An 11,747-nucleotide genomic window follows, 5' to 3' on the forward strand; every position below is an offset into this window, starting at 1 on the left:
GGGGCCGAATATGAATTCATTATCAACAGATCAGCTTGGAATCGGTTATGGAGACAGGGTAATAGTAGAGGATTTAAATATCTCGATTCCTAAAGGGAAAATTACCACCTTAATTGGCCCGAACGGCTGCGGGAAATCAACGATATTAAAAACAATGTCCAGAATTATGCGTTCACATGCAGGTGCCGTCTATTTAAACGGCAAAGCGATTCATAAAATGTCTACAAAGGACATTGCGAAAGATATGGCGATTCTGCCGCAGACACCTGAAGCGCCGAGCGGTTTAACGGTGTATGAATTGGTGTCGTACGGCAGATTTCCGCATCAATCAGGATTTGGCAGATTAAATGATGAAGATCGCCAAATTATCAAATGGGCGCTTGAAGAAACAGGCATGGCTGAATTCGCTGAACGGCCGATTGAGGCATTGTCAGGCGGACAGCGTCAGCGCGTGTGGATTGCCATGGCGCTTGCGCAAGGGACGGAACTGCTGCTGCTGGATGAACCTACAACGTATCTTGATCTTGCACACCAGCTTGAAATTCTGCAGCTGCTAGACAGACTCAACAAAGAGCAGGGGCGGACGATTTTAATGGTCATTCATGATCTTAACCATGCAGCCCGTTTTTCTCATTATATGATCGCACTCAAAAAAGGCACGGTCATCAAAGAAGGCACTGCACTGGAGGTCATGACTCCGGACATTTTGAAGCGGGTATTTCAGATTGATGCTGAAATCGTGACTGACCCCCGTACAAATAAACCTGTGTGCTTGACCTATGACCTGATTAAAAACGAAAAAACGCTTCTTTCAGTGTGAGAAAAATCCCGGTTCTGAGCCGGGATTTTTTATTTTCAGCTGTGAAAATACCATTTTTCTATTTGATTGCCTCATTTCAATAAAAAGATTGCAAGTCTTTTTGAATTAATAGATAATATTGGTTAGAATGTTTCGAAAATATTACATAGTTTACAGAAAGAGGAGATCGTTGTGTCCAAAAAGAAAAAATGGCTTATTGGCGGTGCGATATGTGCCGGTGTGCTTGTATTGGCGGGGATCGGCGCCGGCGGTTTTTACTTTTTTACTCACATGAACCGAGTTGCCGTATCAACGGAGCCCTATGCTGAATCAGTAGCGGTATACATGGGAGGAGAATCAGAATCAGGCCAAACGTTTTCTGGAAAGGTTGAACCTGAGAAACAGCAGAAAGTATACATAGATTCAGAGAAAGGCAGCATTAAAAAAACATACGTCAAAGAAGGCGATCAGGTCAAAAAGGGCGATAAGCTTTTTGAGTATGAGGGCGAGGATCATTCTGACGAAGTTGAGCAAGCCAATTTGCAAATTGAAATGACAAACCTCCAAATCAGCCGTTTGCAAAAATCAATAACAGAAACGGAAAAACAGCTGAAAACGGCCGGAAAAGAAGAGAAATCACAGCTTCAAGATGAGCTTGATCAGGCCAATTTCGATTTGAAAACAAGCCAGCTTGAGCTGAAGCAGCATCAAAAAGAGCTGGCTGCCCTGACGAAAAACAAAGGTTCCAATGTGATTACAAGCAAGCATGACGGGATCGTTCAAAGCGTCAATCAGGATATCGCTGACGGAGCAACAGGTGACCAGGCAGCAGGTCCGTATATCCAGATTGTTTCGACGGGCAAATATCTCGTCAAAAGCCAAATCAACGAGCTGTTAATGGACACAATCAAAAAAGGCAGCAAAGTCAGAGTCACGCTGAAAACAGGCGGTGAAGGCGAGTGGAAAGGAAAGGTCACCTCGATCGGCAAGCTTCCGGCGGGAGCAGGCGAGGGGGAGGAGTCAGAAAGTTTTGCTGAAGAAGAAATGAATCCCCAATCCTCTAACTATCCGTTCACAATTTTATTAGACAGCCATAAGGGCCTTGAAGTCGGCTATCATGTCAACATCGAAGTGATGAGTGATGATGCTGATGCGGACAAGATCAAGCTGCCGACCGACATGGTGATTCAGGATGACGGCGAACCATATGTGTGGAAAGCCGATGAGAAGCAGAAAGCGGTCAAACAGCCTGTTGAAATCGGTGAGACTGATGAAAATGACATGGTAGAAATTAAGAGCGGCCTGACGCCGGAAGATTATGTGATCTATCCTGATCCCGCGGTCAAGGAAGGAAAGCAGGTTACAGTCAATGCTGACACTGAATAATATTTCGAAATCGTACAAGCTGGGAAAAGAAGAAGTTCCAATCTTGAAACATATCAATCTGACTGTCCAGGCGGGTGAGTTTCTGGCTATTATGGGGCCTTCCGGTTCTGGAAAGTCAACGTTAATGAATATCATCGGCTGTTTGGACAGGCCAACCTCCGGAACCTATACGCTTGACCAGATAGATATATTGAAAGGGAAAGACGGTGCCTTAGCCGACATTCGCAACGAATCAATCGGGTTTGTGTTTCAAACCTTTCATCTGCTGCCGCGTCTTACCGCGCTGCAAAATGTTGAGCTGCCGATGATCTATAATAAAGTGAAGAAAAAAGAGAGAAGGCAAAGAGCTTATGAAGCCCTGGAAAAAGTCGGTTTAAAAGACAGGGTCTCTTACAAGCCGCCGAAGCTGTCCGGCGGGCAAAAGCAGCGGGTGGCGATAGCGAGGGCCCTTGTCAATCAGCCGAGGTTTATTTTAGCTGATGAACCGACCGGGGCGCTTGATACCAAATCAAGCGAACAAATTTTATCGCTGTTTTCCGAACTGCATCAGGAAGGCAAGACCATTATTATGATTACCCACGACCCGGACGTCGCCAGAAAAGCTGACAGAACGGTTTTTATCCGGGATGGAGAATTGGTATTAGATGAGAGAGGGGATATCAGCCATGCTTGAACATATTCGAATCTCCTTTCAATCAATTTTCTCTCACAAATTAAGATCGATTCTGACAATGCTCGGTGTCATTATCGGCATAGCGGCAATCATCGCGATTGTTTCGATGCTGAAGGGCCAAAGCGAACAATTAAAGCAAAGCATGATCGGCATGGGAAATAACGCGATTAATGTTGTCTATCAGCCGTCGGGCGGAGAAGAGGAGGGCGGCCCTCAGGTTTCGTATACCTCCGCTCCGCCTGTAGCTGAAGAAACAGTAAAGGCGATCAAATCTGATCCTATGGTCAAAGGATTATCTTTATATTACTTGTCTGAAGGCGCGAGCGTTTTTCATTTAACAAATGTTTCGTACCCTCAAGTGTACGGTGTTGACGGTGATTACTTTGATATGTTCCCAATCCGTATAACCGAGGGGAGAAAGCTGACGGAAAACGATTTAAACAGCACCCGCCAAGTGGTGATGATCAATGAAGCTGCCAGAGATGAACTGTTTCCAGACGGAGACGCTCTGCATAAAAACATTGAGATGAATGGTGTGCCGTTTAAGGTTGCCGGTGTTTTTAAAGAAAAAAATCAGCAGGAAAGCATGTTTGAAGGCGACTACGCAAACCCGGTTTTGTACGTGCCGAAAAAAGTATGGCCGCTCATTGAAGGCTTTGACGCGCCAACGCAGATTGCCGTGCAGGCCGATTCTTCTGAGCATATCCAAGAAGCCGGCGTAATGGCTGCGGATCTTTTAAACCAAGGACTGTCTGAAGCTGAGCTGGAAAAAGCAGAGTACAGTGTGATGGATCTTCAGGAGATCGCGCAGGAAGTGGAGTCCTTTAATCAGTCATTTGCATTGCTGCTTGGCGGGATCGCCAGTATTTCACTTTTGGTCGGCGGTATCGGCGTCATGAACATCATGCTCGTTTCCGTCACGGAGCGCACGAGGGAAATCGGGATTAAGAAAGCGCTCGGTGCTAAGCGGCGTGTGATTTTATTTCAATTTTTAACCGAGGCTGTCGTGCTGACAAGCATTGGCGGAATACTCGGTGTGCTGGCAGGCTTCGGCATCGCTAAGCTGCTGACAGTCGTTTTTCCGATGCCTTTTATTGTCTCCGTTCCGGCTGTTGTCGGAGCACTCATCTTTTCAATGGCAGTCGGCATTATTTTCGGCTTGCTTCCGTCCATTAAGGCATCGAAGCTTCAGCCTGTAGACGCGCTTCGCTATGAATAAAAAGAACGCATTCAATTGGAATGCGTTCTTTTTTTAGCTGGGAAGAGCCGAGTTGCATTTGTCTAAAATCAGAAAAACAGATGCGACAATCATTTCTTCTGTGGTGGACAGCCAGATGTCGCTGATCAATTGGTCTGTTGTATGAGCAGTCATCCATAAAAACAGCAGCTGTACGATGCCGGCAAGGAGAATGAATAGGCGTTTTCCTGTCTTAAAAAATGTAAAACTATGTATCATCAGGCGTTCAAATGGTTCAAAGCATAACCCGAGGACAAGGAATAACACGGCAAAAAGCAGGACATGAGCTGCTGAGCGGTAGCTCGTTCCCGCTAAAGAAAACAAAGTAAAAATGATTCCAAAATAGGTCAACACCACTGCTGCTGCGGCCAGCATGTACTGTATGGAGAGCCGCAATAAACGTTTTGAAGAAGTTTGTTGTTTCACTGGTTCAGCTCCTTTTTAGTGCTTGCAGAGAACGAGTGCTCTCTGCAAGCTGCAAGTCTATTATTTACTGCATTTCTTTTTCACAACCGGATGTTTCTCCTTCGAAAGGACATCGGTAAAGTCTTTGCCTAAGTCAAGGTGTGCTTGAACAAATTTTTCAGGAAGCATGGCAAGCCATTGGTTTAAAGAGACATCGGCATAATGGTCGTCTTTGAAGATTTCTAAAAAGACAAGCGGTTCATCCCCGATGTTTTCAACGTAATGACCCATTGCAAATGGGACATATCCGACATCACCGGCCTGGTAGTTAAACGTTCTGGCATGGCCGTCAGATGCAAAAACGGTCATTCTTGCTTTGCCGGAGATGTAATATTGCCATTCGTGAGTATTCGGATGCCAATGCAGCTCTCTCATGGCGCCGGGTTCTACCGTCACGAGCGCAGATGCGATTGTTTTAGACACTGTAAAGTTTGTCGAATCTGCAATGTATACTTTTCCTCCCTCTGATTCAATCGGCTCCTGTTCAAGAAGGCGGTAAGTAAACGGGTAAGGCACTTCGCCGTTCGGCCCTTCCACAATGTCATCTTTTAAACTGCCTGGGATTTGGTTTTCAAATATATATTTTTCTTTTCCCGGCAGATTGGCGATTTCTTCTTTTGTCATGCCAAAGTTCGCAGCAATGACTTCTTTAGGGGTGTGCGCAAGCCAGTCTGTCAGCTGGAACGTGCTGTTTTCAGAGAATGATCCATCGTCAAACACGAGCAGGAACTCGGCTCCTTCATCCAGCGCTTGAATGGAGTGCGGCAGGCCTGACGGGAAGTACCAAAGATCTCCTTCACCTACATCATCAATAAAGCTGCGCCCTTTTTCATCCACAATTGTGACTCTAGCACTTCCGTAAATCATATAAGCCCATTCTGCTTCTTTATGCCAATGCAGCTCGCGAATGGCACCTGGCTTCAGCCGCATATTTACAGATGCAAGGTTCTCTGAAATCGGCAGCTCCCGTACGGTGACTTCACGGGCATATCCACCTTTTTCTAATCGATTATGAGTATCAGAGAACGAAAATTTCATATTGCTGACGGTTCCATGATCGGTTTCCGGCGGAACGAGCATATCAGGATTTTGCCGGTCTCTTTCAATATTGCGCGGGATTTTCACCGTGGCTCCTTTGTCTCCTCTGATTGGCTGCGGAATGTCGTTTTGTTTTTTCATGTAACTGTCTCCTCCTTAAAAATAAATGTTAAGCAGAAAGAGAAGGTGAAAGGCCTTTCGTTTTCCCTTCTGTCTTGTTAAGTGAAAAAAAACAGTAAAAAGTCAACTTCGATTGAAAATTAATTTTTTGCTTTCTGGTCTTTCAGCTCTGTCATCAGTTCTATCAGCTGATCAAACTTTTTCTCAAATCGGGTCAGCAGGTACATTGCAATCAGCGCAGGAAACCCCAGATTGCCGATCTGTTTTACGACTTCCTCTATAAAAACCTGATCCATTGAAAATACCTCCCTTCTTTTTTGGCAGTCATGTATGTAAGTGAAGGAAATCCAAGAAAACGTAAACTGCAGCCGGAGCATTTGCACAAGCGCTAGTCAGAAAGTAGTAGTTTACTTTTTTTTGCTTTCCTTCATTTAATTTAGTAGGGAGGCGGTTTGATGGACTATCAAGGTCTTTTGCGGTCAAAATGTAAGGAGATAATGAAGCATCCCATCGTGAAGCATTTTTTGAGCAATCCTCAGCATTACCGTTTGTTCAAAAACATAATGGAAAGCCCGAACGAAAAAGATGCAAAATCATTGGACGAGCAATTCAGGCAATTTTATAAGGAGATCCGCATCGTCAAGTATATGAATTCAATGATTCGCATCTTTTCTATTGATTTTGATAAGCGGGTTCGCAAAAACCAAAAACGGTATCCGCTGACGGTTGATCATCCTGAAGCAGGAGAACGCCTTCCTTCCGAAACAGGAAGTGATGCGTTTGAAGCATTTTTAGACCGGCAGGATGATTTGAGCCAGCATGTCCAGGATTATCAGCTTTATCAAGCGATCCAGAAGCTGACTGACAAACAAAAAAGCGTGCTGACAAAAGTCTATCTTCACGGTGCCACGATGCAGGAGATTGCGGATTCATTAGGAGAGTCACGGCAAAACATCTCCAACATTCATAAAAAGGGGCTTGAGAATATCAGAAAGCAGCTAGCGGCGCAAAAAAAGGGGGAAAGTAAGCTGTGAACGGCCAGTTTGAACAAAAGAAACAAAAAGACGACATGTATGACATTGAACATCTGATTACATGCTTTTCGCCGATGATCAGAAAAAAACTCAGCAATACGTCCTACCAAGAAAGAGAAGATTTGGAGCAGGAGCTGAAGATCAAAATGTTTGAAAAGGCTGATATGCTTTTGTGCCAGGACGTTCCGGGGTTTTGGGAGTTTATTTTGTATATGGTGGACGAGAATTCATAACTTTCATCTGAAAATACGAATAAACGGGAACTTCCATGTTCCCGTTTTCTGTTTGTCATGCCCGGCAGACTTTCCCTATTCAAAAATGTACCAAAAATAAACGATATAATGATAAGATGAAAAAAACAGTGACAGAAAGGAACATAAAAGTGGAAAATGCGTCAATTTTAATCGTAGACGATGAGAAAGCGATTGTGGACATGATCAAACGCGTTCTCGAAAAAGAAGGTTATCGAAATATACTGGATGCTGCAAGCGCAGAAGAAGCAATTCCGGTTGTGAAGGCCAATAAGGTTGATTTGATCGTGCTGGATGTCATGATGGGCGGAATGTCCGGTTTTGAAGCCTGCACGCTGATCAGAGAGTATTCAGACGCTCCGATTTTTTTCCTGACGGCAAGATCATCCGACGCGGACAAATTGTCGGGCTTTGCGGTTGGGGCTGATGACTATATCACAAAACCATTTAATCCGCTGGAATTAGCAGCGCGGATCAGAGCGCACCTCAAGCGCACATATCAGTCGAAAGAAACGAGCTCAAATCAAACCTATACATATGATTATTTTACATTTTCTCCGCAAAATGCCGAGCTGATCGTAGGCGGGGAAGCTGTCGCTTGTTCAGCTCAGCTTTTGCAGCTATTGCAGTATTTTTGTGAACATCCTAATGTGGTGCTTTCCAAAGATCAAATTTATGAAAAAGTTTGGGGCTATCCTTCCTATGGCGACAACAACACCGTTATGGTTCATATCCGCAAGCTTCGGGAAAAAATTGAGCGCGATCCGAGCAATCCGGAGTATATCGTCACCGTTCGCGGTCTCGGCTATCGTTTTATCCCAAATCCTGAAGGCAAGCGGTCATGAGGTTAAGATGGAAGTTTCTGTTTCACTTTTTCGGGCAGATGCTAATTGTAATCCTGCTGCTTACGGTTATGCTTGTTGCTTCGTTTTTCTATTTAGACGCTCGGTTTAGCGATGCGGAATCCAATTCAGGGCTGACAAAGGCAACAACTGACACACTTGAAGCATATCTCGATGTAAACGAAGATGGGTCATGGGAAGTGGATAATTTTCTGAAGAAATCTGTCGATAAACAGCATGGCTGGATGCAAATCATTGATTCGAAAGGGAAAACCGCTTATTCGTACAGCGTGCCGAAAGACGTGCCCGGCACCTATACCAAGAAAGAGCTTTTGTCTATTTATAAAACCAAAAAGCTTCATAACTATAAGCTGAATTACTGGGCCATCAATATTGAAGATAAGTCGTATCTTCTATTGTCCGGCTGGAAATCAAAGAGCGAACAGCTGCTGACTTCCGTTGAAAAGCGAGAACAAAAGATAGATTCTCTAGCACATTATAAGTCCAGTACCATCGACTATATTAAGCGGGAAAAAGGTGCCATTTACCTATTAGACAGCAATGGAAACATTATCCACAGCATCAACAGCACAAAAAGTGAAAGAAAAACGATGAACCAGCTGGAGCTGCTCAAATACAGCTCTAAACCTTGGAACTATAAACGGGAAATTTCCGTTAAGATCCTCAATAAAGACAGATGGATGGTCGCTACGGTGCCGAACCCTGTCTATGTAACCGATCAGGAGTTTAACAAATCATTTCTGAAGGTTGTGCTAAAGGCGATGTTCCTGATTATGGGTGTTCTGTTCCTGTATATCATTTGGATGACTGTTTGGTATATGTTCCGATTCGGGCTGCCGATTTTTCACACGATTAAATGGCTGGTCAATCTATCTAAAGGGAAACTCGAGGAACCGAAAAACCGGAAAGGCCGTCCTATCAGCAAAAACAAAAAGGGGAAAATCAAACAGCCGTACCGCTTCTTCGGTGAGATTTTTGAATCAATGGATCAGCTGACTGAAACGCTGAGGCGGGATAAAAGAAACAGAGAAAAAATCCAGGCGACAAGGGAAGAATGGATTGCCGGTTTGTCGCATGACTTAAAAACACCGCTTAGCAGCATTTACGGCTACAGCATGATGCTCGAGTCGAAGCAGTATGATTGGTCGCCGGAAGAAGTGAAAGAAATGGGACAGGTTGTCAGAGAAAAATCTGAATACATGTCCAAGCTGATTGAAGACTTAAATTTAACGTATCGGCTGAAAAATGATGCTCTTCCAATTGAGAGAAAGCTCACAAGCCTTATCCCGTTTTTTAAAAATGTCATTGAGGATTTTAAGAAAAATCCATTTTCTGAAGGGTATGATATCTCCTTTGTATCCAAAGAAGAGCATATTGAATTTGCGCTTGATGAAGCGTGGTTCAGGCGCATATTAGAAAACCTGCTTGGGAATGCCGTGAAGCACAACGACAAAGGAACGGAGATTCAGGTCATTCTGGAACAAGCAAAAAATCATATTTCTTTGAAGGTAAAGGATAATGGGAAGGGAATGGATGAAGAAACGATCACCAATTTGTTTAACCGTTACTACAGAGGGACGAACACAAAAGATCCTGCTGCCGGAACGGGCCTCGGGCTTGCGATTGCCAAGGAGCTTGTCCATCTGCATAACGGGACGATTCATGTGAACAGCAGAATAAACATTGGATCAGTCATCACCATCCTTTTCAAAAAACAATAAACATGTGGTTTGGACACCTTTTTGCCGGGAATAACAATATGTAGACTGAAGCTAAAGAGGTGTAGCACATGGATGCAGTATTGGAAGCAGACACTAGGGCAGTCATTGGTGAAGGCCCGTTATGGGATGAAGAAAGCGGCCGCTTATATTGGGTTGATATCTTAGGGAGTGAGCTCCACATCTTCGACCCTCAAGAAAAAATCAACCGGTCGATCAAATTTAAATCCTTTGTGACGGCGCTTGCGAAATACGCAAAGGATGAACTGATTATGACGATGAAGGACGGGTTTTACCTGTATCATCTTCAGGATGACAGCCTGGAAAAAATCAAACAGCCGAAGGATATGCATGAGAGCCTGCGTTTTAATGACGCTAAATGTGACCCGTACGGACGGCTTTGGGCGGGGACGACGAGCATGGAAGGCGAACAAAAACAGGCCTCGCTGTACCGTTTGGACCTAGATGGCAGTCTTGCCAAAATCAAAGATCAAGTCTCTACCTCAAACGGTTTGGATTGGGATCGCGAGCGGAATTTGATGTATTACATCGACACGCCGACGCAGGAGATTGTGCGTTACAGCTATGATCCCGAAAGCGGAGATGTCTCAAATCCAGAACCCGTCTATCGTTTTGATCAATCAGACGGATTGCCGGACGGCATGACAATCGACCAAAATGGCATGCTGTGGGTGGCGCTGTTTGGCGGCAGCCGCGTTGTTCACATTGATCCGTTTCAGAAAAAAGAAATCGATTCAATCAGTGTGCCGGCCAAATATGTCACGTGCTGCGCGTTCGGCGGCAGGGACTTAAAAACCCTTTACATTACAACGGCAACGGAACAAATGACAGAAACAGAAAGATACGAGCAGCCTCATGCGGGAGGATTGTTTTCAGCAAAATTGGAAACAGGCGGATACCAGCCGGTTCCATTCGCTGGAGACGTATAAAAAAACGCATCCGAAATACGGATGCGTTTTTTGCATATTACAGAGAACGGATAATGCCACCTTCCACACGCTGTGCCGTGCCGTTGATGGCAGATGCAGCGTCAGACGCGAGGAATACAATCGTGTTAGCAACTTCTTCTGCTGTCGCGTATCGCTGAATAAGAGAAGTCGGCTCATTGACTTTAAAATAGTCCTTAATGAATGTATCTGTATCCTGGCCGGCAGCTTGTGCGGCGCCTTCCATATAGGATGCGACGCCCTCTGTCCAAGTGGGCCCCGGAAGCACTGAGTTGACCGTCACATTCGTGCCTTTCGTCATTTCAGCCATCCCTCTTGAAAGGCTGATCAGCGCCGTTTTTGTCATGGAGTATGGAATCATCGTTGGAAGCGGTTTGATGCCTGCTTCACTTGCGATATTTAAAATGCGTCCGCTGTTTTTGGCAAGCATTTTTGGAAGGAAGTGACGGCTTGTCCGAACCGCGCTCATCACGTTCACTTCGAAATATTGATTCCACTCTTCATCTGTTACATCGGCAAAGTCTTTTACCTCGAAGAAACCAAGGTTGTTGACAAGGATATCGATATCACCGATTTCATTTACTTTTTCAATAAAAGCCGCTGCTTCATCTGTTTTTGACAAATCGGCAGCCGCACCGTGCACGGTTCCATATGCAGAAAGCTCTTCAACTGTGCGATCGACAGTCTCTTGTTTGCGTCCGTTGACAATGACAGCCGCACCCTCTTGCAGAAAGCTTTTTGCTGCAGCTTTCCCGATACCTGAAGTCGAGCCGGTGATTAAAACGAGTTTGTCTCTGAGCTGTAAATCCAAAAGAATCATTCCTTTTTATTGATGATGGTATTAAGTATACAAGATCAAATTTAGTGTTTACGAGGATTTTGCTCTCATACATATACCGGGGAAAAGTCATTCAGGACGCATATACAAGCCTGTCAGTCATATAGTATAATTACTCCGAAAAAAGGATACGAATGTCAAATAGGTGCCGGTCCGTGAACAACAGCCGGCTTAATAGGGAAACCGGTAAAAGCCGGTGCGGTCCCGCCACTGTAATTGGCCATAGCGCCAAGAGCCAGGATACCTGCCTGTTTGATCAGCACGAAGTCTGCGAGGACAGATGATGTGTAAACAATAGGCTTTTTTGTGTTGTTTACAGCATCTTTACCATCGTAGAGATGCTTTTTTTAGTTCACT

The 11,747-nt window shown here is 44.7% G+C and carries 13 protein-coding genes and 1 riboswitch; of the genes, 9 read left to right on the plus strand and 4 right to left on the minus strand.

The annotated features are described in order from the left end of the window. The first annotated feature begins 10 nt into the window (after window positions 1-10). The 4 genes from BSI_RS04830 to BSI_RS04815 all read left to right on the plus strand — a co-directional run bounded on the left by BSI_RS04830 (window position 11) and on the right by BSI_RS04815 (window position 4,077). Window positions 11-820 carry an ABC transporter ATP-binding protein gene (locus tag BSI_RS04830; protein ID WP_003240726.1) on the plus strand — a complete coding sequence of 270 codons (810 nt, stop codon included), beginning with the start codon at window positions 11-13 and terminating at the stop codon, window positions 818-820. 171 nt (window positions 821-991) lie between these two features. Continuing rightward, window positions 992-2,185, plus strand: coding sequence for an efflux RND transporter periplasmic adaptor subunit (locus BSI_RS04825; RefSeq protein ID WP_003240728.1), 1,194 nt, complete (start codon window positions 992-994; stop codon window positions 2,183-2,185). Further along, window positions 2,169-2,858, plus strand: a complete 690-nt coding sequence (locus tag BSI_RS04820; protein ID WP_003240730.1) for an ABC transporter ATP-binding protein — start codon at window positions 2,169-2,171, stop codon at window positions 2,856-2,858. The genes BSI_RS04825 and BSI_RS04820 overlap by 17 nt, the downstream gene beginning before the upstream one ends. Then, complete coding sequence (locus BSI_RS04815; protein ID WP_003240733.1) at window positions 2,851-4,077, plus strand: ABC transporter permease; 1,227 nt, start codon at window positions 2,851-2,853, stop codon at window positions 4,075-4,077. Before BSI_RS04820 ends, BSI_RS04815 begins: the two co-directional genes overlap by 8 nt. Window positions 4,078-4,110: 33 nt before the next feature. Here the strand turns inward: BSI_RS04815 and rsiO are convergent, their stop codons facing one another. From rsiO to BSI_RS04800, 3 genes are all read right to left on the minus strand, one after another. Then, window positions 4,111-4,521 carry an acid stress-sensitive anti sigma factor RsiO gene (gene rsiO, locus BSI_RS04810; protein ID WP_003240734.1) on the minus strand — a complete coding sequence of 137 codons (411 nt, stop codon included), beginning with the start codon at window positions 4,519-4,521 and terminating at the stop codon, window positions 4,111-4,113. A gap of 60 nt (window positions 4,522-4,581) precedes the next feature. Continuing rightward, window positions 4,582-5,739 (minus strand): oxalate decarboxylase, encoded by a 1,158-nt coding sequence (oxdC, locus tag BSI_RS04805; protein WP_003240737.1) that lies wholly within the window; start codon window positions 5,737-5,739, stop codon window positions 4,582-4,584. Between the two features lie 119 nt (window positions 5,740-5,858). Beyond that, the gene (locus BSI_RS04800) at window positions 5,859-6,014 is read right to left on the minus strand and encodes a YvrJ family protein (protein ID WP_003221632.1); all 156 of its coding nucleotides are present in this window, start codon (window positions 6,012-6,014) and stop codon (window positions 5,859-5,861) included. A gap of 201 nt (window positions 6,015-6,215) precedes the next feature. On the opposite strand from BSI_RS04800, the gene sigO reads away from it, so the two are divergent. The 5 genes from sigO to BSI_RS04775 all read left to right on the plus strand — a co-directional run bounded on the left by sigO (window position 6,216) and on the right by BSI_RS04775 (window position 10,534). Then, a complete protein-coding gene (gene sigO / locus BSI_RS04795) occupies window positions 6,216-6,752 on the plus strand; it encodes an RNA polymerase sigma factor SigO (RefSeq protein ID WP_080030891.1) in 537 nt (178 codons plus the stop codon). Next, window positions 6,749-6,985: a sigma-O factor regulator RsoA gene (gene rsoA, locus BSI_RS04790; RefSeq protein WP_003240741.1), complete on the plus strand. Its 237-nt coding sequence runs from the start codon at window positions 6,749-6,751 to the stop codon at window positions 6,983-6,985. Before sigO ends, rsoA begins: the two co-directional genes overlap by 4 nt. Before the next feature lie 149 nt (window positions 6,986-7,134). Next, on the plus strand, window positions 7,135-7,848 hold the full coding sequence (gene yvrH / locus BSI_RS04785; RefSeq protein WP_003243545.1) for a two-component system response regulator YvrH: 714 nt from the start codon (window positions 7,135-7,137) through the stop codon (window positions 7,846-7,848). Continuing rightward, window positions 7,845-9,587, plus strand: a complete 1,743-nt coding sequence (gene yvrG / locus BSI_RS04780; protein WP_032732256.1) for a two-component system sensor histidine kinase YvrG — start codon at window positions 7,845-7,847, stop codon at window positions 9,585-9,587. The genes yvrH and yvrG overlap by 4 nt, the downstream gene beginning before the upstream one ends. A gap of 68 nt (window positions 9,588-9,655) precedes the next feature. Then, the gene (locus BSI_RS04775) at window positions 9,656-10,534 is read left to right on the plus strand and encodes an SMP-30/gluconolactonase/LRE family protein (protein WP_003240747.1); all 879 of its coding nucleotides are present in this window, start codon (window positions 9,656-9,658) and stop codon (window positions 10,532-10,534) included. A gap of 37 nt (window positions 10,535-10,571) precedes the next feature. Here the strand turns inward: BSI_RS04775 and BSI_RS04770 are convergent, their stop codons facing one another. Next, complete coding sequence (locus tag BSI_RS04770; protein WP_003240749.1) at window positions 10,572-11,363, minus strand: SDR family NAD(P)-dependent oxidoreductase; 792 nt, start codon at window positions 11,361-11,363, stop codon at window positions 10,572-10,574. Window positions 11,364-11,516: 153 nt separating this feature from the next. Further along, a riboswitch (cobalamin riboswitch) is annotated at window positions 11,517-11,656 on the plus strand. The last annotated feature ends 91 nt before the right edge of the window (window positions 11,657-11,747 follow it).

The organism is Bacillus inaquosorum KCTC 13429 (assembly GCF_000332645.1).
Taxonomy (GTDB): domain Bacteria; phylum Bacillota; class Bacilli; order Bacillales; family Bacillaceae; genus Bacillus; species Bacillus inaquosorum.